Raw genomic sequence first — 21,854 nt, 5'->3', positions numbered from 1 at the left:
ATGACTACGGAAACGCCAACTAAAGATGAAAATGTTGTCTGGCACGAACACTCAATTGATAGGGCTTTCCGCTCACAGCTAAAGAAGCAAAAGCCTGTGGTACTTTGGTTCACAGGGCTTTCTGGTGCGGGTAAATCGACAGTGGCAGGCGCCTTAGAAACTCGCCTTGCACAAGCTGGCTATCATACCTACTTACTTGATGGCGATAATGTTCGTCACGGATTATGTAGTGACCTTGGCTTTTCAGAGCAAGATCGCAGAGAGAATATTCGACGTATAGGTGAACTGGCTAAGCTGATGGCAGACGCAGGCTTGATTGTCTTGTCGGCGTTTATCTCTCCGCATCGAGTGGAAAGGCAACTGGTTAGAGAAATGCTACCAGAGGGCGAGTTCCTTGAAGTATACGTTAATACTTCACTAGAAGTTTGTGAGCAGCGTGACCCCAAAGGCTTGTACAAAAAAGCTAGAGCAGGAGAGATTGCCAATTTTACGGGTATTGATTCTGAGTACGAAGCGCCTATCGATCCAGAAATAGATTTACGAGCTGGCGAAAAAACGATTAAAGCCCTGGTAGAAGATTGTCTTCAAGCGCTAAAAGCAAGGCAAGTTATTGCTTAAACTAAAAAAACGCTTCCGAGAGAAGCGTTTTTTAATTCAACCTATCGATGTTGCTTGAGCGATTACTCGAAACAAATCTCGATAAAGGCATTACCCCATTGAGAAGTGAAAGGCATGATGATGATAGAGCCTTCACACTTGTGACGAATGGTGTGACCTTTACCTGAAACTACGACTGGCGTCGCCATATCAAAATCAAAGCCACTTTCTGCAAGAATACGTTTTGCACCACCTGTCACCATGTTGGTGATTTCACCCACCATGTCAGTGACTTCGTCGTTCAGGCCATTCGGGCGCTCACCAAGCATGTTTTGCATAATTTCTAACGCGAGGCTTTCATCAAAGGTAATAGACATAGAGCCTCGGCTTTGTGTGCCAACCATCCCTATTAAACCTGATACATCCCCACGTGCGATTTCATCTTTCTTCACACGAGGCTTCTGTGGCTTCAATTCCAGCGAAGCCATCGTTTTTAATACGTTCATCAATGAAGCTAAAAACGGGTTTACAAATTCAGCGCGCATAATCTTCTTCTATATCGTTAATTCACATTGTCAGTGGAACATGTCTGACAAATACCGTGTGACTCAATTACGTGATTATTGATGGTAAAGCCATGTGTTTCCGCATTGTTAGCCAGTAAGGCTACCAAACTATTATCTTGGAGTTCAATAACGCTGCCACATTTATCGCAAATCAATAGGTGCGAGAAATGCTTGTGAGCATTGCATGAAACGCATTGAATGTAGCTATTGGTTGACTCCACTCTATGAATAAAGCCCTGTTCAAGTAAAAAATCCAACGCTCTATACACAGTTGGCGGTTTTGCCTGAGGTTCACTCTGTTTCAACTCTTCTAAAAGCTCGTAAGCACTTGATGCCTTTGAGCTTGCGCATATCAGCTCGAATACACGCTTGCGTTGAGTTGTAAGGCGTACACCTCGTGCAGAGCATATGTCTTCAATTTGCTTCACTAAATGCTGATCCAAACCTATCACCATTACCATTGGACATTTTAATAATATACCATTTCTTGCGGTTTATCGTCGCTTAGTAGGTAATATCTTATAGCTTTGTCAGTAAGTTACTTATTCATAATGTGAATAAAGTCTAACTTAACGAAAGCGCTATAACTTACCTTATCTACATAAAAAACGATACCAATAACAGCGTTTTAGCCATTTCTTATCGCTGAGCTGTGTCCAAGATCTGCAATCCGCGCTCAAAATCGAACTCTTCAACCACTCTGGAAAGCTCAGACAGCTGAGCGCTGGTTAAGCCGATTTGCTTGCCTGAGTCAATGTCACTGATGATGGTTACTGCCTCGGTATCGCTTTGTTCTATTGCCGAATAGAGTTTTTCGTACGTCACTTGATCGTAGTGTTGAGTCGGCGTATCCGAAGCTTCAATGACGGTTTGTGAAGTTGCAAGCGCTTCTTCTATGTTGTTAATTAACTGCTCAAGCTGTTGGAGTAGTTGGCTTCGTACAGTGTCGTTGTCTAGGTCTTGTTCCAGTGAAGCGCTGAGCTGGTGGACTTCGCTAGCACCAATGTTACCAGAGACTCCTTTGAGAGAATGAATGTTACGTTTTCTCACCTCTTTATCTTGGTCCGAAAGCGCCAATGCCACGGCGCCCGTCTCGCGGTATGTGGTAGCAAAACGCTGCAACAGCTTCTGGTACAAGTCACTGTTGCCACTAGAGCGAATGAGACCAGCCTGGGTGCCAATACCTTCAATTAGCGGAATATTGATGTTGTGTTGCGCGGATTGAGCAACAAACTGCTGAGGGTGTTTTGGTGTAATCCATTTGGCCAGCGTGCTGAACATCGTACCAACGTCAATGGGTTTAGCGATAATGTCATTCATACCAGAGTTGGTGGCTTTAATTTTGTCACGTTCCATGACATTGGCAGTCATAGCAATAATCGGGATTGAGTGGTCTTTGAGTTGAGTTCGAATAAATTGAGTGGCTTCATAGCCATCCATGATTGGCATTTGGCAGTCCATCAGAATGCCATCGAATTCATTCGTCTTATACAGATCGATAGCGACCTGCCCGTTTTCAGCTACGGTGACATGAATTTGCTGTCCTTCAAGAAGCTCGATAGCTAACTCTTGGTTAATTTCATTATCCTCAACTAAAAGAATTTGAGCCCCAGCTAGTTGCTGAACATTAGCTAACTGGTGCTGTTCTTCAGCTTCGCTGCGGCTTAATCGTGAATGGCTAACACCATAGAGAGAAACAATGGCATCGAACAAGTGAGAGGCAGTGATCGGCTTATCTAATATACTTGGAACCGCAATCTCTCTGTGTTCGATGATCTCAGTTAACTCTTCTCGTCCAAAAGCGGTCAACATCAGGGACTTTGGTTGCTGGGACTGAGAAATCTGAGTACTTATCATCTCTAGTAAATCAATGCCATCCTTGCCCGGCATCTGCCAGTCTGTCACAAGCAAGTCATAAGGTTGATTATTGCCGATAGCTTGCTTGAGTTCGTTAAGGGCATCATCCGCATTATTCACGCTATGCGCGTCAAAGGTTAATGATTCAAGAATATCTTCGACGATGATTCTAGCGCTGGCATTATCATCCACGATTAGGACTTTGAGCCTGCCTAGCTCGACAGGTAAAGTAATTTCTTCTTGTTTCAGTGCATGGCTGACTGTAGAGGCGACGGTAAAGGTAAAACATGAGCCTTTGCCCGCCTCACTTTCTACACGAATATCCCCGCCCATTAGCTGGCTCAGCTCTTTGCTGATCGCCAAGCCTAAACCTGTACCACCATATTTACGAGTGGTAGAGCTATCTGCTTGAGTGAACTTACCAAATAACTTAGCCGTTTGTTCAGTGGTCATCCCAATACCACTGTCTTCAACACTAAACTCAAGTACAAGATTGTCACCATGACGTTCTGCGACTCGGATTGATATTTTGATCTCTCCCTTTTCGGTGAACTTCACTGCGTTGTTGGCAAGATTAATTAGAATCTGCCCCAGACGAAGCGGATCGCCAACTAAGGTTGTTGGTACGTCACGTTCAATATGGATCAATAGCTCAAGGCCGCGGTCGGAAGCGCGCAAGCCAACTAAATTGGAAATATTATCGAGCACATTTTCTAAATGAAAGTCGACGTTTTCGATATCTAGCTTGCCCGCTTCAATTTTAGAAAAGTCGAGGATGTCGTTGATAAGGCCAAGCAGAGAGTCAGCAGACAGCTTCACTTTATGAATATAATTGCGTTGCGCTTTGGTTAGATCCGTTTTTAGAGCCAAGTAACTCATCCCAATAATCGCATTCATTGGCGTACGTATCTCATGGCTCATATTGGCTAGAAAATCCGATTTAGCACTGTTCGCAGAATCTGCTTCATCACGAGCTATGGCAAGCTTTTCAGCGAAACGCTCTAACGCAGAGTGAGATTTGTTGGCTAAGAAACCAAGTAGTAACAAGGTCACTAAGAAGATAGCACCACCAATCGCTAGATTACGTGCGATGCTCGCAGAGTCCTCTACGGTGGCTAGCTGAGCTTCATATCCTGGTAGAATTAAATCGATGATGGCTTGATGTTGCTGCTCAAGAGTTTGGATTTGACGGCTCTTGTTGCTACGCAATTCAGTCAGCTTATTAAACAGATCTAGGTAGTTCTGCGTTGCTCCTTGCAGAGCACTGATTTGAATTTGTTCATCCTCAGTGACGACTTGTTCATAGAGGTTTTCTAACAACACTATCGCTGCATTGAGGTTATTCTCAACTTCTGTTTTCAGTTGCAGTTGTCGCTCAATATGTTGCGTAATGGCATAGTCTTTGTCGCTTTGCTGAGCATTACTAATTTCTGTATGCAAAACCAATAAATTAGTACTGATGGAAAGTTTATCACTGATAGATAGTTGAACACTGGTAACCGCTTGTTGGGCAATCTTAAGGCGCTGTTGGAGGTGTGAGCGTAGTTCGATTGAAACCCGAGTTAGCTCTGTTACTGACCTTTCTATCTGAGATGAAATATTGGCTTGGAGAGGTTTAGATAACTTTGTCCAACTACGCAGTTGCACCAATGCGGAATGGTAACGGTTTTTCGCATTCTTGATTAAGGCAATTGTCTGTTGGCTCTGAGTGTCTGTTGTTTCACGTTCAAGCTTGTTGATTATTTGCTCTGCTTTCTTCAGCTCAAACTGCGCAAGGTTTAGCGACTCTTGCTGGCTGGTAACGAGATAGTTTTTTTGCTCAGCTTGAGAGTTGGCGATCAAACTGACTAACCAGTGCGCTTGAATTGCAAGATCGGATTCGCGATCGACTTTGTCTCGGAGTTCATCAATGGAAACAATACCTGATTCAATAAACTGCTCGTGCTCAAGTTGAATCTCTTGCACTAAGCTTTCGACATTATCGCCGGTTTCAGATAGCTGTGTGCGTGCTTTCCCCGATTTTTCACTTAGTTCGACGTAATGTTCAAATTGTTGGTGATAGTGGGCAAGTGTGCTTTGAATTTGAGAGTCTGCGCCATTACTAATGGAGTCACTAGCGAGCAATTGAGCTTTACTCACCGCGCTAGATAGTTGATCGTGTAATCTGTCACTAGGTTGACGAATGTAGCTTTGTTCAATGACCTTAATTCCATCAAGGGTAGAGAGTAATTGCGCGTTGTTTGCGTATTGGTTAACGGTATTGAACCGTTCATTTAAGCTAATCCAGCCAGTAACGCCTGCGATAAGTAGCAAGATTGAGGCGATGACAAAGCCGATAAGGATGCGTTTAGAATCGAGCGCGTAGTTTTTTACAGAGTCCATTCAAGCCTCAGAAGTGAAATTAGAATTCATCTTTAAAAGATTCTTTTATTTTTAAGATTTCGTCGAGTTGCTGAATAAAAAGAGGGACTAACGCAGGATCAAAATGGGCTCCTGCTTCCTCTTCTAGTAATGAGATGGCTTTCTCTATAGGCCAAGCTTTTTTATAGGGTCGTTCACTGGTTAAGGCATCAAATACATCAGCAATCGCGACAACTCTAGCGCTGAGGGGAATTGCTTCACTGGCTAATCCATGTGGATAGCCGCTGCCATCCCATTTTTCATGGTGGTAAAGCGCGATCTCTTGTGCCATTTGCATGAGTTGTGAGTCACTATCAGCGATGATATCAGCACCAATTTTTACGTGGGTCTGCATCACTTTCCATTCGTCTGTATCCAGTTTGCCGGGTTTACGCAGAATGGCGTCGGGAATGCCTATCTTGCCGATGTCATGCATGGGGGAGGCTTGAAACACTAACTCAATCCAACGATCACTGACATCCAGTTGCTGGGCAAGGATTTTCGAATAGTGACTCATACGGATAACGTGCATCCCTGTCTCGTTATCTTTGTATTCAGCTGCTCGACCAAGGCGCTGAATCACCTCAAGGCGTGTTTTTTCTAGCAGCGCAGTGCGTTCTTTGACTTTGTTTGCCAAAGAGAGGTTTTGATCATAAAGCGCAATATGAGTTTTCACCCGAGCTTGAACTATTGGTGGGCTGACAGGTTTGGTAATGTAATCTACGGCACCCATCGCAAATCCTTTTTGCTCATCGATGACTTCTGCCTTAGCCGTAACGAAAATGATCGGTATCTCTGATGTGATAGGGTTACTTTTTAGTTTTTCACATACCTGATAGCCGTCCATTCCTGGCATCATAATATCGAGCAGGATTAAATGTGGATAGGGCTTCGTACTGGCAATTTGTAGTGCTTTAGTACCGTTAGTTGCGGCTTTTATTCGGAAGTCTTCTGAAAGAATCCCAGACAAGGTATGTATGTTGTCGGGGATATCATCGACAACTAGGATCACAGGTTTTTCATACTGTTCAATTGGCATTGCGGTAAATCCTTTACTGCAGAATCATTGACTTATTAACCCATAGAATAGTTATTTTTTATCAATATTGGCACTCTATAATTGAGTGGACGTATAACTAGTCCTAGATAACGTGACCTACGTTTGAATAATCCTTGCTGGCAATGAACTTCATTTATTCTGACTCTTTGCCAACAGCGGTGTATAATCGCGCGATTATTTTTTTTATGCCGCGTTGGAAATAAGGATGTTATTTGAAAGCGGTACTGACTGTGTAGAGGTAGCTTCGTGTCCAACACTGAAACGAGACAACAATTTCCAATGCAGCGCTTTTCCATTGCGCCCATGCTCGATTGGATTGACTAACCTTTATTGTCAATTGGTTAGTTGTTTCGAGGGGGTCTATAGGGAACCTTGTCGTTAGTATTAAAGTAAACTCTTGTAAGGTGTGATAGCAAGCAGGACTTGATGCTATTTTACACATAAATGATTTACAAATGGCCAACTATCGTATAATTATTACGTGTAGACGTATCATAATCAGCATACTACCAAGGAGGGATACAAATGACAGATACTGTACATTCAGCAGCTATCGATACTGTTGAACTTCTTCGAAAAGAGTACGATCAGTATATACAGCAAAAGAAAGCTTTGTTTATTAAGGCAACCTATTCAAGCAATAGTGTCTTAGATGTTGATGTTTCCTCTTTAGTCGATAGTTACAAAGTCAAGGCACAGCTCAAAGCTGCCTCTGAAACGGCTGATAACAGCGAATAACACTAACAAATGGAATTAAAGCACTACACGTTAGTGCTTTTTTGTATGTATGATTAAACCTACTATTTTCCTATTTTTTGTTTTTGGTATAGCTGGCTATGCATTTCTTCGCCAGTATCATGGCACCCTTCATAGCTTAAACCGAAGTAATGGATATCATACCTTTTTCGTGGCCTCGGCTGTTGGTATTGTGCTCTTTTCTATTTCAGCTCTCATTTACTTTTTTCTTTATCGTGCTGGCCTGTATTTAGGAGTAACGTTCGATTTAGGGCGTTGGATTCTAACGGATGTTTTCTTTAAGGATGATGTAAAGCAAGATCAAGTTGCACTGATTGATATTTCGATGCTGAGTGTTGCACTTGGGGCCTTGTTGCCCAATATTACATACCTTTTTGGCACGCCAACGAGTCGGTGGAGAAGGCGTTCTGAGCCTGGGGTTCTGAGGTTTATTTTTTTCATCTTAGTTAAGCGGCCGATCAAATTACTCATTCTAGAGCCCTTTGAACGTTTTCTTGAAAAACGAAGAGAAAGTATTTCTAAATCCTATTTGAAAGACTCAGAAAGCACGGAGTTAAGTCGCCTATTGGCTATGTCCCTAGAGCATCGCCTACCTATACTTTTTACGATGTCTGATAATAAAGTATTTATTGGTTACCCGTTGTTTATCCCTGTTAAGCCTCACAATGATATTTACATTTTACCAGTGGTGAGTGGGTATCGATGTAAAGATACTAGAGCTTTTTCAAAGGTTACTGATTACACACCTGTCGTGGAGCTATTGGTAGAGAAAGAAAAAGAAAAGTTTAAAAGAGCAATGACTACAAAAGGTGTGTCTGCTGAAGATGTAGAAGCATTTATGGAGAGCGATGAACGTTTGTTTACGAAAGAAGAGCAATGGAAAAAGTTTACGGTAGCGCTTCCATGTCGAGAAATCGTTCATGCTCATTTACATGACTTAGAGTTAGAAAGTATCTTCCACCAGCAAGAGTCTGAAAGGTTGGGGAATTCAGATGTGGAGAAGTATTTCCCCATATAGTCTCGAACAGAGTATGCTCGATTGGACTCACTTTTAAGCTATACCTAAACTCGCAAGCCCTCCATACGTACTTTTTTAATACTCCCACGCTTAATACCATATTAATACTTGCTCTGATTTTCGTTAGTGACTTTGAGGTTTCTGATAGTCAATTTGCAAGTTGTCACATTTATTGGCTGATCGTCACGGTTTGACGGATGACAGAGTTGATCTCTAACGGTATAACCAGCACAAGATTTTATGCAACTAGAATGGTATCAGTGATGGCGAGTATTGGCGTTTGTGAAATAAGAAACATGCAGCTCAGTAAAAGAAGTAAAAGAGATGTAGCGGATATAAAATCCATCATGGAGTCCGGTAATCTTTTGTCAGGAGTCCTAGCAGCTACGCCGTTTTACTTTATTTTTGGGACGCCAAGTGTGACCAAAAGTCCATTTGAAACGATGATTACTATCCGGGAAAATGACTGGAATACCTTTGGTAAGGCCATGCTAGGGTCGTCTTCATATACTCGAAGTGCAATTTTAAAAATCGCTATGGAGCGCGAAATCTTTACTAATGGGGAAGAGCAAAAATTTTGGGGGTGTGTCGTTGAACTATCGAAGTAAAGTCTTAATCGCTATCACGTTATTGTCTGGTTGCGCTTCTAGCCAAGCCAGTATCGATCAACTGGAAAAACAATGGCTAGATCGTATCGACTTTTGTGTGGATTTAGCCCGCAGTAATGAAGTGCCTTTTCCCAAATCAGATTGGTTTGAATCGTTATCGCTTGAAGATCAAAAGAATGTGGCAGGCTATCTAGCGAACTACAACGATAGGCAGTGTTCTAAAGCCGAAACTGACGCTTTACTGGAAGCTATTGATGAGGAAAATGCAAAAGAGGTGTATGAAAGACATGCTGTCGATCTAATACCACTTGAAGAGCAGGCTGCTGAAAGAATGAAAAATATTGATATGGTCAAACTCATGGACTTGCAGAAGCGCTTTAGTGAACCATTTAGTCTTCGGTATGTTATTGAAGAGCAGGACTGGTATCCCCAATAATAGCTAGAGTGAAATAAACCTAACATATAGAAAAACCACCAGATGGTGGTTTTTTAGTAAGTAAAGGGAGCATTTGAGCTATGTTCTATAAAGCTGAATTGTACTAATTCAGACCTCTTCGTTTTGCTTTTTTACCGATGGCGAAAATCTTACCTCTAGGATTTGTTATAACTACGTATGTATGTTTATTGTTCGATTCGATCGCTTTTATCTGTTTCGCAGTCAACTCATAGCTAACTGGTTCAAAGCAGTTCAAAACTCCATGTTTTCCAGTCACTAGCGTTTTATGTGGAAGTTTTCCTCTTTTCCCAAAAATGACGTTCTGTAATGTTGTTTTGAATGTAAGGTCAAGGAACCAGATTTCGTAAAAGTGTTCATTCTGCATACCTTCATTGCAGAGCTCCAGTTTCCATTTTTCCTGTCCATTGAGCTTCTTTATTTTGATCTGATACGTCACGTATCGCCTTAGCTCACTTAGTTTCATTCCGACGTTGTAGGTTAAGGCAATACTTGCAATGAGCAACATGACAAATGGAAATAGATAAGGAATTGACGAGATAAGAGAAGAAGAACGTTTTTCCTCCTTATCTGTAACTTTTTTTAACAAACACCTTATCTCTCTTAGCTCTTTCGTTATGGGGGCCGTTATGTTTTCCAGACTCGTATAGTGGCAGTCTGAGTTCCAAGAGAGCATTGAATTCCATTTTGTACCTGCTTGCTGATCGAGGTGTAAAATATAAAACATCCCCCCAACCAATAGCATTGAATAGAATGTTGTGAACATCCCTCTAACAAAAGATTCTACTCTTGGAGAGTAACTGAACTCCCTAAATACTCGTCTTATAAACAACCACCACTTGTATATAAGTATTTTTAAACTCAACAATTACTTCAAATCCTTTGTCCTGACCAAACTACTTCCCCAATTACCTGGAAGTCTTTGTATTCTATATCGTTCTTTTTTATGTGCCAAGACTCATAGGTTAGGTTGTCACTTGTGGCTTGTATTATTCTTAGTAAGAATTGCAGCGGCTTTGCGCTTTCAGTGCGCAGTGAAACCAAACTGATTGGTGTGCATCACGATTTGAAAAATGTGGTGCGCCGCGCGCTTGAGCTCAGTCCCTTTGATTTTGGTATCACCTCGGGAAAACGCTCTGCAGAAGAGCAGTATGAGCTGTTTCGACAAAAGGCCAGCCAACTCGATGGCTACTCGCGGATTAGCCGTCATCAAACCGGTCACGCGATTGATTACGTGGTGTATGACGAAGACGGCAGGTGACTTGGGGCTTTAGTTACTACGAACAAGTCAGTTGGGCGTTCAAGCAAGCGGCGAGGGAGTTGGGTACACCCATTAAATGGGGTGGGGACTGGACGTCTTTCAAAGATGGCCCTCATATCGAACTCGATAGAGCGGTGTATCCATGATTGGTGCTTTATTCAATCTGGCGATGAAAAGGCAGCGAACCTGGACGAAGTCTCGATTCGAGAGCGAGGCCTAAAAGACGAGTTCATTATGTTGGTGGTGTTCATCCCGATAATCTTGTCTTTCATTCCTGACTATGCCGGTTACGTCCAGGATGGATTCAAAGCGCTCGAGTTCGTGCCGGAATACTATTGGTACATCGTCGGGGCGGTAGTCATTGATACCTTTGGCTTTCGCTCTATGGTGCGCTACCTGCTGGAGTTTTTTTCATTCAGATTTAGGGGGAAATAATGGGGTTAGTGGAAGCACTGGTCATTTCCCTAGTGACAGGTCTGGTCTCGAGTGCCGGTACGATTGCGGCGCTGAAAACGGACATCAATTGGATTAAGAAAGTCCAACAAGACCAGGAACAACGGATCCGAAAACTGGAAGATGGTCATGGCTAGACGACGCAAGCGCAAGCAAGTGCTGTAAATGCAAAGGGCGTAAGCCTAATGGGCGACTCAAAAAAGGCTACACGATCAAAAATAAAAGGGTTGTTAAGGTAAGGTGACTAGGAAGGCTAGGTTAAGGCTGACTCTGATATGACTCAGCCTTTAGGTAGTTAAATGTTCTTAGCTATGGTCTCGATATGGTGCATTATTGAGTTTTCTTTAGCTGGTCCAAGGTTAGGGTAATGTCTTCTTTGGTGAAGGCTCAAAAACTCTTCAAACCCTACTGTAGTTTGGTCAACATCTGGAGTACTTGCGGCGAATTGTACCAGAAGACCAAGGGCTTCTATAAATTTAGCGGCAGTGTTACCAGTAGTTCCACTATCTATTGTAGATACGCAATGCTTAATGAACATGAAGTGGTTGTGGTTTGAATTGAAGTAGGTGATATGGAGCGCAACCGCGCGCGCTGGTCCCCCAGTGTCTGAGAACGGTTCGCCCACAATTTGGTAATCACCAAAACCTACTGCATTGGGTAAATTTCTATAGGTCAAATGAGCGTCAGTGTACACATATGGTTGTGTTGGATAGTCTGCATTTCGTTCTTGTGGCTGGAAACAGTCCTTAATTTTTACCAGGTTAGGCAGGCCAGAAATGAAGTGTTCTGTTGAGTTGTCAGTTGACCGTACTGAGTTTATGTATGCATTTTGAGTAATCTGAGATACATCTACAGTTGGTTCATCTTTGAAGTAGGTAGCGTAAACAACATCGTCAGTAGCGAGCTGATGAGCCAATTGCACAGCCGTTTGAATGTTCTGGTGGCTAAATGCAATACATGGAATAAAATTCAGCGACTCATTCTGGAGAGTGGTAAAAATGTCTGTAGTGTTACCTCTTAGCTCTCCTTCAAGAGGGTTTATAATAACTACTGGAGTCTGTTGATTGCTGTTCAACTCATTAACAGTTCTGACGAGTGTGTTGGTATTGCGTTTTACAGGCTCAATAATTGGACGAAATTTCTCTGGGTTGAGTCGCGACGCTGTTTTTCTGAGAGCTGAAAGTTCGTGTTTCTTTCCTCTCAAAAATGGAAAATACATATTTAACTCCTAGCATATAGATGTGTTATTCATCAGCGAGCATAAGAGATTGTTTTTTTCCTGTCTGCTAAATTGGTAGCTAATACCTATGTTTTTTAGGGATTTAGGGAGTGAGTTGATGAATTTGTGATCGTTGGCACGAAAGAGCTTTAAGCTTTCCTTAAAAAGATCATTCGCTGTTTCAGGGCTGAGAGACTGATACACTTCTTTACAGTGCTCATAGACTTGAGAATTAGGCATCTCTGGAAGTTTGCCAGCTATTTTCTCTGCAATATGTACATATTCCGGTTTGCGGAGTGTATCAAATGTAATTTCTGGGTCGAAGTCACCACTAATTGGAGCTGTGATTATCGGTTTCAAACTATTCCGCTTTGTTAGCTCAATAACTCCAAAGCGAGGGATTTGAGCATGTAATGCCAACACTTCTTCTAAATGGTTAGCATGAGTGACGATATAAGTCTTGTCATACGCTTTCAAATAGGAGCTAAGCTGATCGTGAAATCTCACAAGAGAATCAAATTCTGTCTTGATTTCATAGCAAGTAGAATGACCGTTAAGAATTACGCAGTCAGCTATATTCTTTCCTGTCCTAAGTTCACTCATCATTGCTGTTGTTTTCATTGAGTGGCGACCAAGAAGTATCTTGTTTGCAATCTCATTTTTAACAACATATTCGTTGCGATAGTGCTTTAATAAAAGCCTATATGCTGTGTCATAAAACTCTGGGATAGAACTAGCTGAGTCAAATTCAGAGAACACTTCCCCCACGCGGTTGAAGATCTTGAGGTCTCCTGCTGCGATTTTTTTGAGTTCTGAGCTACTAAAAAGCTTCGCTAGTAATCTATATTCCATAGCCAATTATATAACACTATTTTTAAGTTTTAGCTTAGGGGGAAGTCACGAGACACGAATCCTAGAGAGAAATCGATTCAATCTCAAGTAATCATTTCAAAAGTTTAGAGCGTTTTCTTATGCAATGAGTGAGGAAATAATTGAGTATAAACTTGCCACAATACATTTAGGTTTTTGTGACCGGTTACTTGTGCTACCTCTTCAATTGAATATCCTTTTTCAAAAAATCGGCTTGCTCCTTCACGCCTCAAATCATGATAGCGTAAGTTTTCGATGCAAAGCTCATTTCGAACCCTTTGAAAGCCAGCAGTGACACTTCGAGAATTGTAAGGAAAGATTCGTTTTCCTTTCATCGGTTGCCGCACTGCTATATCAAAAGAATCTCCGAGCAGTGGAACGAGCATATGATTACCAGATTTTTTTCCGAGGGTCTCTTCTATCTCTTACTATTACAATTTTGTTTCCTTGATCTAAATCTTCCCACCTTATTGAGCAGACTTCACCAATTCGCATACAAGTTAGGATGCTAAAATCTAGGATATCAATAAATGGAATACGGGTAGGGCCATTAGGCCGAAAGCTTTCCCTTTTTAGAAGCCCAGTTCGTAACCTATTTAGTTCTTCTGATGTAGGGCGACGTGTACGTTGTTGGCTTTTACCGACCAGTTGCATTTCTGTTAGTACGGGTACGGCTTCATCAAAGATCTGAAAGTTTGGCGCAATGTTGAATACAGGTTTTGCTTTTTTCATCACTGCTCTTAAGTACGCAATATCATGATAGATAGTTGAGAGGCCAGCTCCTGCAGCACGCCTTATTCTACAGTGCTCTATCAAGTCACTTGTTTGTAATGAATTGGACTCGATGTTTGCGATGTCACAATCTCTAAGAAATTTAATAACATAACGTTTGGTACGTCCTGTGTTGTTCCATCAATCTCTGTCATGCATGTAGAGGTCAGGAAGAACTCCAAGGGATACTGACTTCAATTTGTTTAGCACACCTTCAGTTTCTAGCTCTGATACACGTTTCATTCCGTATGAATTAGCAAGAGCTTTCTTTTTTAGAGTTTTGCTTTCCCTGTGTATAATGCGCGAATCTTTTTTACGACTACTGTTACCTTGAACCTGAGTTCACCGTTTCTAAGCTTGCGTGTTTCGATGTTATAGCTTGCCATTTGTCCTACTCCTGAGGGGGACTATAGGGGGACTGACGGAAGTAATTCCATATAATTCTAGGTAGTTTGCTGTGTATTTGTACAGCATTTATTAAAGGCTAAGTCATGACAAACATTGATAAAACCAATAAATACGCGGCAAACCGCTTTTCCATTGCGCCCATGCTCGATTGGACAGATCGCCATTGTCGATACTTCCATCGTTTACTAACCAGTGAAACTCTGCTGTACACCGAAATGGTGACAACAGGTGCGATCATTCATGGCAAAGGGGATTTCTTAGCCTATAACCAGCAAGAGCATCCGCTAGCGCTTCAGCTTGGTGGTTCGAACCCTCAGGATTTGGCTACGTGTGCTAAGTTAGCCGCAGAGCGTGGTTATGATGAGATAAACCTTAATGTGGGCTGTCCTTCCGACCGAGTGCAAAATGGTCGTTTTGGTGCGTGCTTAATGGCAGAGCCAGAGCTGGTGGCTGAATGTATTTCTGCAATGCGCGATGTGGTTGATGTGCCTGTAACGGTGAAAACGCGTATTGGTATCGATGACCAAGATTCGTATGAGTTTCTGACCGACTTTGTTTCTATCGTTTCTGAGAAAGGCGGCTGTGAGCAATTCACTATTCATGCTCGTAAAGCTTGGCTATCTGGCTTAAGCCCGAAAGAAAACCGTGAAATCCCACCATTAGACTACCCACGTGCCTATCAGCTAAAGCAAGATTTCTCTCACTTAACGATTGCCATCAATGGTGGTGTGAAAACGTTAGCAGAGAGCAAAGAACACCTACAGCACCTAGATGGTGTGATGGTCGGTCGTGAAGCGTATCAGAACCCATATATTCTTGCTGAAGTCGATCAGCAAATCTTTGGTTTAGATAAGCCAGTTAAAAAGCGTACTCAAGTGGTTGAAGAAATGTACCCATACATTGAACAACAACTGTCGAGCGGGGCTTACTTAGGTCATATCACTCGACATATGCTTGGTTTGTTCCAAAACATGCCAGGGGCGCGCCAATGGCGTCGTTACATCAGCGAAAATGCGCATAAACCAGGTTCGGGTATTGAAGTGGTTGAAGCGGCATTAGCAAAAATCCCCAAAGAATTGAATGTGTAAAAAATACCTACATGCTTGGTTAATTTTACCTCATTGACAAATTAAAAAGAGCGCTCAAATTGAGCGCTCTTTTTAATTTGTTGTTTTTCAATGCTTTAAGTGGCTATGAGTATTTGGCACGTATTGTGATAGATAGTTTATATAAACTAAGGAGAATCATATGTTTGAACTGATTTTTATTATGGTATTTGCTGCGACACTGTTGGTTACAGGAGTGACTATGGTGACGGTACTCGCAGGCGTTGCGTTTTCGTTGGTGGTTATGGTGTTACTCGGCATGGTAGGTGCGGTATTCAAGTTGTTGCCTTGGCTTATCGTAATTGCAATTGGTATTTGGTTCTTTAAATCCTATGTGGCTCAACCTAGGTAATTGCAATCTAAAGCGAAATACTTAATGGCTAGTCGCACAAATATGCTTTAGTATTTGTCGCATACCACTGTTATCTATGCTGAGGCAGCAAAGTGGTCGGCTGCCTATCGCTAATACTCGGAGAGTCACATTCATGGGTTTAAAAACCGCAATTGCACTGGCAGCTGTTGTTTCTACGTCTGCATTGGCAGAGTCATCTTTAACCACTAAGTTTGGTGCTGAAATGTGGTTCCCAAACACCGAGGTGAATGAGGTTAGCCGGGAAAGTGATACCACACCGAGCTTCTATGTCGCGCTAGAGCATGATGTGAGCTATGTTCCTGATGCGCGAGTTCGCTATTCAACCGTCGATGCCGATTATATGGCGTTTAATAAGTTGGACCTTACTTTGTATTACCGCATTCTTGAACATGATTTAATGCACTTTGATGCGGGTATGACATTTAGTGACTTGAGTAATACTAAATACGTGAATGCAGATACCAATGCAGTTAAGAGCTTTGATGAAATGATTTGGGCCTGGTATGGCTATGCAGAGTTAACCGTACCGAACACTAACCTTGATGTTATTGGTGAGATGAACTTTGGTAACAATAGTGGCATTAAGAGTACTGACCTGATGGCAGGTTTGCAGTATCGATTACCGCTTGGCAGTAGCACTCTTGCGTTGCGAGGGGGTTATCGAGTCATTGATCTTGAAGCTGAAGAGATTTTTAAGCCAGGTGAAGATTCAAAACTTGGTAAGCCATTTATTTTCGCCAATGGTTTCTTTGTTGGGGCCGATTTCTCATTCTAAGCTAACCAGAAAGCTTTTTAAAACGTCGCCTTATAACGCGGCGTTTTTTTATACCTATTACTTATATTTAGACTTTTCATTTAGCACTTTCTTGTCGATTGACCATGCTTAACAAGGAATATTGTTTTAGCCAGAGAAAGGAATCTCATGACTATCAATGAACTTAGACATCTTTATCGAGAGCAGCAACTGATTGAAGCCATCATAGAGCCATCAGCTCAAGAAGGCTGTTGGATCGTTGAGTTTCGTCATGCGCGTGGAGGCTTCGTTTTGTTAACGGACTCTCATGGTGAAGAGTGTCACTATATGAACTTAGACCTTGCGTCAAAGTCTGCAATGGCGGTAGGTTTCAAGCAAGTCCGAGTAGAAGCTAAATAATAGAGTTAGGCCAATTCTTCTCCTTTCTTTAATTCTAAAAGTTATAAAACATTCACTTCTATTCTTTCTTGTTATTAAGGAGAGTGGTTAATCTATCATCACGCAATGAATAGGGATGTCGAGACCATGTCTTTGAACAAGAACGTGTCCTCTCAAGGAAACACACCACAAGAATTACCATCAATCGCTGCTCCTCTTAACGATCAACAGCTTAGCTCACTGCAACAGACAGTAACAGATCTGTCAGCGCAGCAGTTGGCTTGGGTGAGCGGTTATTTCTGGGGTTTAGCTCAAGCTCAACCAGCTGCAGCTTCTGCTCCAATTAATCAAGCGGCTGCCGCAGTAGCAGCAAAACCTGCTGGAAAACTATCAATTATTTTCGCGTCGCAAACTGGTAACGCCAAAGGTGTCGCTGAAACGCTAGAGCAACAAGCAAAAGCGCAGGGCATCGCGGTAGAGCTATTCGATGCTAGCGACTACAAAGGCAAAAACCTCGCTAAAGAGACGCATGTTATTTTCGTAGCGTCCACAAATGGTGAAGGTGAAGCGCCAGATAATGCTATTGAGCTACATGAATTCTTACAGTCGAAGAAAGCGCCAAAACTGCCGAACCTCAAATATGGAGTGATTGGTTTAGGGGATTCGAGTTATGAATTCTTCTGTCAAACGGGCAAAGATTTTGATGCTTTCTTGTCTAAACTAGGCGCGACTCCGTTTATCGATCGTGTTGATCTTGATGTTGATTATGATGCGCCAGCAGCAGAGTGGCGTGCGTCAGCACTCGAAAAAGTAAAAGAGGCGCTATCTTCTGGTGCAGAAGCTGAGGTGGTACAACTTCCAGTAGGCCAAGCGGCACCAGGACATTCTCCTTATAACAAGCAAAACCCTTATACAGCGACGCTGCTGACGAGCCAAAAAATAACAGGCCGTGATTCAGGTAAAGATGTTCGCCACGTAGAGATCGATCTCGAAGAGTCAGGTTTAACTTACCAACCGGGTGATGCGCTAGGCGTATGGTTTGAAAACAGCAGCGATCTCGCTAATGCCATTTTAGCTAAAACGGGCCTATCAGGTGTAGAAAGCATTGAAGTTGATGGGGAGAGCCTATCGATTCATAGCGCACTGGTTAGCAAATTTGAGATCACAGCGGCTAACCCTCAGCTAGTGACTAAGTTTGCAGAACTATCTGGCAGTAAAAAGCTACAAAAGCTGGTGGAAGATAAAGACAAATTACGTGAGTACGCAGGTAACACGCAGGTTGTTGATGTACTCGCAGAGAAGAAATCTAAGCTATCGGCAGAAGAGCTTATCAGCTTATTACGTCGTCTAACTCCACGTCTGTACTCTATTGCATCTAGTCAAAGTGAAGTGGATGAAGAAGTTCACCTAACAGTGGGTTTAGTTGAATACGACAAGGGAGATGAAAAGCGTTACGGAGGCGCATCGAGCTTCTTATCACAGCGCTTGGAAGAAGGTGGCGAGGTGAAAGTCTTTGTTGAGAACAACAATAACTTCAAGCTACCTCAAGATGACAACACCCCCTTAATCATGATTGGCCCAGGTACAGGTATTGCGCCTTTCCGCAGCTTTATTCAAGAGCGTGACAACCGAGATGCAGAAGGTAAAAATTGGTTGTTCTTCGGTGATCGTACCTTTACTCAAGATTTCCTCTACCAAGTGGAGTGGCAGAAGTACCTTAAGTCTGGATTGCTAAATCGCCTTGATGTGGCGTTCAGCCGTGATCAAGCAGAGAAAGTCTATGTCCAACACCGCATTCTAGAAAATGCCGAGCAAGTTTGGCAGTGGATTGAAGAAGGTGCCTACATCTATGTCTGTGGTGATGCCACTCGCATGGCGAAAGATGTCCATGAAGCCTTGATTCACGTTACCGAGCAACAAGGCAAACTGTCACGCGATGATGCGGAAGAATTTATTAACGAACTACGTAAAGCGAAACGTTATCAAAGGGATGTGTACTAATGACTTTTTCTACTGAGAATAATAAGCAGCTTGTACTAGGTGAAGAGTTAGGAAAGCTTTCTGATAACGAACGTCTAAAAACGCAAAGTAACTTCCTGCGCGGTACGATTGAACAAGATCTGCAAGATAGAATTACTGGTGGTTTCACGGCCGACAACTTTCAGTTAATTCGTTTCCACGGTATGTATCAGCAAGATGACCGTGATATTCGCAATGAACGTACTAAGCAAAAACTGGAGCCGCTACACAATGTCATGCTGCGTGCGCGTATGCCAGGTGGCATTATCAGTCCAGAGCAGTGGCTAGCGATCGACAAGTTTGCAACAGACCACTCACTATATGGCAGTATTCGTCTTACGACGCGTCAAACCTTCCAGTTTCACGGGGTTCTTAAGCCGAATATTAAGTTAATGCACCAAACCCTCAATAGCATTGGTATTGATTCAATTGCAACTGCGGGTGACGTTAACCGTAACGTCCTGTGTACGACTAACCCAATCGAATCAGAGCTGCATCAGGAAGCTTACCAGTGGGCGAAGAAAATCAGTGAGCACTTGCTACCTAAGACGAAGGCATACGCAGAAATTTGGCTGGATGGCGAGAAAGTTGAGACAACTGAGGGTGATGAGCCAATCCTAGGCAAGACCTATCTTCCACGTAAATTTAAAACCACGGTAGTGATTCCGCCGCAAAATGATGTTGATGTTCATGCCAATGATCTTAATTTCGTTGCGATTGGTGAGAATGGCAAGCTGGTGGGCTTTAACGTCCTTGTCGGTGGTGGATTGGCAATGACTCACGGTGATACTTCTACCTATGCACGCCGTGCTGATGATTTCGGTTTTGTTCCCTTAGAGAAAACACTTGATGTTGCAGCCGCAGTAGTAACAACTCAGCGTGATTGGGGTAACCGTTCAAACCGTAAGAATGCTAAAACCAAATACACACTAGACCGTGTTGGTATTGATGTATTTAAAGCAGAAGTGGAAAAACGCGCTGATGTTAAGTTTGCTGAAAGTCGACCATACGAGTTTACTGATCGTGGCGATCGCATTGGTTGGGTAGAAGGTATTGATGGCAAGCATCATTTAGCTCTATTTATAGAGAATGGTCGTTTACTGGATTTCCCGGGTAAACCACTTAAAACTGGCGTTGCGGAAATTGCCAAGATTCATAAAGGTGATTTCCGTATGACTGCCAACCAAAACTTAATTGTAGCGGGTGTCTCGAAAAGTCAAAAATCCAAGATTGAGAAGATCGCACGCGAACATGGCTTGATCGATGATAGCGTGAGCGAGCAACGCAAGAACTCTATGGCGTGTGTTGCTTTCCCTACCTGCCCACTTGCGATGGCTGAAGCCGAACGTTTCCTTCCTCAGTTTGTTACTGATGTAGAAGCTATCCTTGAAAAGCATGCTTTACCGGAAGAAGACAATATTATCTTACGTGTGACTGGCTGTCCGAACGGTTGTGGTCGCGCGATGTTGGCCGAAATTGGTCTAGTGGGTAAAGCTCCTGGTCGTTATAACCTTCATTTAGGAGGTAACCGAGCCGGAACGCGTATACCAAAGATGTATAAAGAGAACATCACCGATAAGCAGATACTTGAAGAGATCGATCAACTGGTTGGTCGCTGGGCACAAGAACGTGAAACAGGTGAAGGGTTTGGTGATTTCACTATCCGTGCTGGAATTATCTCAGAGGTAAAAGTATCGAAGAGGGACTTACATGCTTGATTCTGTGGCTTCTAAACCAAAGTTAGCGCAGCTACTCTCATTAACTAAGACGGAACAAATACTCCAGCTTGGTCAAATCAATGCAGAGTTAGAAGTACTAACCGCACAGCAAAGAGTTGCTTGGGCGCTTGAAAACCTTGAAGGCCAGTTTGCGGTTTCTTCTAGTTTCGGTATTCAGGCTGCCGTTACGTTGCACCTCGTTACTGAGCAAAAACCAGATATTCCTGTCATCTTGACTGATACGGGTTATCTGTTCCCGGAAACATACCGCTTTATTGATCAACTTAGTGAACAATTGACATTAAACCTCAAAGTCTATCGCGCTAAAGAAAGTGCCAACTGGCAAGAAGCGCGTTATGGGAAACTGTGGGAACAAGGTATAGAGGGAATAGAGAAATACAACAAACTAAATAAAGTCGAGCCGATGAGGCGAGCGTTAGATGAACTAGAAGTTGGAACTTGGTTCTCAGGCTTACGCCGCGAGCAATCAAAATCAAGAGCAAATCTACCAATCTTATCGATTCAAAATGGTGTGTTTAAATTTCTGCCTGTTATCGACTGGACAAATAAGGATGTTCACTACTACCTAGAGCAGAATGGCCTTTCTTACCATCCACTGCGTGATGAAGGATATCTATCTGTTGGTGATACTCACACGAGTAAAAAATGGCAACCGGGTATGAGTGAAGAAGAAACCCGCTTTTTCGGCTTGAAGCGTGAATGTGGTCTTCATGAAGATGATAGTGAACAAGATGGCTCTGGAATTTAGTTTCTCCCTCTATATATAGATAGAAAGGTCGCGTTTGCGGCCTTTTCTTTTTGTATGAAAAGTGGCAAGTGTGGATAACTCTGTGAATATATTGTTTGCTCTTGTTGGGTAAAGTTGGATAAATAAGGCTTTGGGCGAAAGTTAGCCTGTTAATCGTTATTTTTGCAATTTTTTCAAAATAACGCTTGCCAATGTGAGCGCGATCTCTATAATGCCTCCTCGTCGACAGGGCAAGGGCTCGCAAGGGTTCAAGCGAAATCGACAGGCTAACTAGCTAAGCGGAAACGCTTGAAAAAAACTTTTAATAAAGTGGTTGACACTGAAGTTTAAAACGCTAGAATGGCCGCCTCTTCCGAAGTGATGCGAATCACAAAGAAGAGAAGCTCTTTAAAAATATAGACCTATCAATCTGTGTGGGCACTCGTTGATGATAATCCAA

General features: G+C 42.6%; 20 protein-coding genes and 2 pseudogenes. 14 read left to right on the top strand and 8 right to left on the bottom strand.

Going from position 1 to position 21,854, the window contains the following annotated elements:
- Complete coding sequence (gene cysC, locus APB76_RS09165) at positions 1–618, top strand: adenylyl-sulfate kinase (RefSeq protein WP_054962929.1); 618 nt, start codon at positions 1–3, stop codon at positions 616–618.
- 62 nt (positions 619–680) lie between these two features.
- Here the strand turns inward: cysC and APB76_RS09160 are convergent, their stop codons facing one another.
- The 4 genes from APB76_RS09160 to APB76_RS09145 all read right to left on the bottom strand — a co-directional run bounded on the left by APB76_RS09160 (position 681) and on the right by APB76_RS09145 (position 6,459).
- Entirely contained in the window at positions 681–1,142 is a 462-nt protein-coding gene (locus APB76_RS09160) for a chemotaxis protein CheX (protein ID WP_004748296.1), read from the bottom strand.
- 17 nt (positions 1,143–1,159) lie between these two features.
- On the bottom strand, positions 1,160–1,624 hold the full coding sequence (gene zur / locus APB76_RS09155) for a zinc uptake transcriptional repressor Zur (protein WP_049844290.1): 465 nt from the start codon (positions 1,622–1,624) through the stop codon (positions 1,160–1,162).
- Positions 1,625–1,802: 178 nt separating this feature from the next.
- The gene (locus tag APB76_RS09150; protein WP_054962930.1) at positions 1,803–5,402 is read right to left on the bottom strand and encodes a response regulator; all 3,600 of its coding nucleotides are present in this window, start codon (positions 5,400–5,402) and stop codon (positions 1,803–1,805) included.
- A gap of 19 nt (positions 5,403–5,421) precedes the next feature.
- Entirely contained in the window at positions 5,422–6,459 is a 1,038-nt protein-coding gene (locus tag APB76_RS09145) for an HD-GYP domain-containing protein (RefSeq protein WP_049844292.1), read from the bottom strand.
- A gap of 546 nt (positions 6,460–7,005) precedes the next feature.
- On the opposite strand from APB76_RS09145, the gene APB76_RS09140 reads away from it, so the two are divergent.
- The 4 genes from APB76_RS09140 to APB76_RS09125 all read left to right on the top strand — a co-directional run bounded on the left by APB76_RS09140 (position 7,006) and on the right by APB76_RS09125 (position 9,298).
- A complete protein-coding gene (locus tag APB76_RS09140; RefSeq protein ID WP_049844293.1) occupies positions 7,006–7,218 on the top strand; it encodes a hypothetical protein in 213 nt (70 codons plus the stop codon).
- A gap of 49 nt (positions 7,219–7,267) precedes the next feature.
- Positions 7,268–8,254, top strand: a complete 987-nt coding sequence (locus APB76_RS09135) for a hypothetical protein (protein ID WP_049844294.1) — start codon at positions 7,268–7,270, stop codon at positions 8,252–8,254.
- Positions 8,255–8,451: 197 nt separating this feature from the next.
- Positions 8,452–8,862 (top strand): hypothetical protein, encoded by a 411-nt coding sequence (locus tag APB76_RS09130; RefSeq protein WP_235431314.1) that lies wholly within the window; start codon positions 8,452–8,454, stop codon positions 8,860–8,862.
- Positions 8,846–9,298 (top strand): hypothetical protein, encoded by a 453-nt coding sequence (locus tag APB76_RS09125; protein ID WP_049844296.1) that lies wholly within the window; start codon positions 8,846–8,848, stop codon positions 9,296–9,298. The genes APB76_RS09130 and APB76_RS09125 overlap by 17 nt, the downstream gene beginning before the upstream one ends.
- Before the next feature lie 103 nt (positions 9,299–9,401).
- On the opposite strand, the gene APB76_RS09120 is transcribed toward APB76_RS09125, so the two are convergent.
- Positions 9,402–10,043, bottom strand: a complete 642-nt coding sequence (locus APB76_RS09120) for a hypothetical protein (protein ID WP_237767897.1) — start codon at positions 10,041–10,043, stop codon at positions 9,402–9,404.
- Positions 10,044–10,307: 264 nt separating this feature from the next.
- On the opposite strand from APB76_RS09120, the pseudogene APB76_RS09115 reads away from it, so the two are divergent.
- Positions 10,308–10,723: pseudogene (locus APB76_RS09115) on the top strand (M15 family metallopeptidase).
- Positions 10,683–11,012, top strand: a complete 330-nt coding sequence (locus APB76_RS23265; RefSeq protein WP_235431317.1) for a hypothetical protein — start codon at positions 10,683–10,685, stop codon at positions 11,010–11,012. Before APB76_RS09115 ends, APB76_RS23265 begins: the two are co-directional and overlap by 41 nt.
- 313 nt (positions 11,013–11,325) lie before the next feature.
- On the opposite strand, the gene APB76_RS09105 is transcribed toward APB76_RS23265, so the two are convergent.
- The 3 genes and pseudogenes from APB76_RS09105 to APB76_RS09095 form a co-directional block, all read right to left on the bottom strand.
- Entirely contained in the window at positions 11,326–12,249 is a 924-nt protein-coding gene (locus APB76_RS09105) for a sce7725 family protein (protein ID WP_049844297.1), read from the bottom strand.
- A gap of 9 nt (positions 12,250–12,258) precedes the next feature.
- On the bottom strand, positions 12,259–13,101 hold the full coding sequence (locus APB76_RS09100) for a sce7726 family protein (protein WP_054962931.1): 843 nt from the start codon (positions 13,099–13,101) through the stop codon (positions 12,259–12,261).
- 104 nt (positions 13,102–13,205) lie between these two features.
- Positions 13,206–14,276 (bottom strand): annotated as a pseudogene (locus APB76_RS09095) (site-specific integrase).
- A gap of 105 nt (positions 14,277–14,381) precedes the next feature.
- Here APB76_RS09095 and dusA point away from each other — a divergent pair.
- From dusA to APB76_RS09060, 7 genes are all read left to right on the top strand, one after another.
- A complete protein-coding gene (dusA, locus tag APB76_RS09090; protein ID WP_049844312.1) occupies positions 14,382–15,386 on the top strand; it encodes a tRNA dihydrouridine(20/20a) synthase DusA in 1,005 nt (334 codons plus the stop codon).
- Positions 15,387–15,546: 160 nt separating this feature from the next.
- Entirely contained in the window at positions 15,547–15,756 is a 210-nt protein-coding gene (pspG, locus tag APB76_RS09085) for an envelope stress response protein PspG (RefSeq protein WP_049844313.1), read from the top strand.
- Positions 15,757–15,889: 133 nt separating this feature from the next.
- Positions 15,890–16,552 carry a TIGR04219 family outer membrane beta-barrel protein gene (locus APB76_RS09080; protein ID WP_054962932.1) on the top strand — a complete coding sequence of 221 codons (663 nt, stop codon included), beginning with the start codon at positions 15,890–15,892 and terminating at the stop codon, positions 16,550–16,552.
- Between the two features lie 147 nt (positions 16,553–16,699).
- Positions 16,700–16,930, top strand: coding sequence for a hypothetical protein (locus APB76_RS09075; protein WP_049844315.1), 231 nt, complete (start codon positions 16,700–16,702; stop codon positions 16,928–16,930).
- A gap of 126 nt (positions 16,931–17,056) precedes the next feature.
- A complete protein-coding gene (locus tag APB76_RS09070; protein WP_054962934.1) occupies positions 17,057–18,910 on the top strand; it encodes an assimilatory sulfite reductase (NADPH) flavoprotein subunit in 1,854 nt (617 codons plus the stop codon).
- Positions 18,910–20,646 (top strand): assimilatory sulfite reductase (NADPH) hemoprotein subunit, encoded by a 1,737-nt coding sequence (gene cysI, locus APB76_RS09065; protein ID WP_049844316.1) that lies wholly within the window; start codon positions 18,910–18,912, stop codon positions 20,644–20,646. Before APB76_RS09070 ends, cysI begins: the two co-directional genes overlap by 1 nt.
- Positions 20,639–21,415, top strand: a complete 777-nt coding sequence (locus APB76_RS09060; protein WP_049844317.1) for a phosphoadenylyl-sulfate reductase — start codon at positions 20,639–20,641, stop codon at positions 21,413–21,415. Before cysI ends, APB76_RS09060 begins: the two co-directional genes overlap by 8 nt.
- Positions 21,416–21,854: the final 439 nt, after the last annotated feature.

The sequence above is a fragment of the Vibrio bivalvicida genome (assembly GCF_001399455.2).
GTDB lineage: Bacteria > Pseudomonadota > Gammaproteobacteria > Enterobacterales > Vibrionaceae > Vibrio > Vibrio bivalvicida.
The sequence above is the reverse complement of the archived record's forward strand: the minus strand, read 5'-3'. Positions and strand labels throughout refer to the sequence as shown.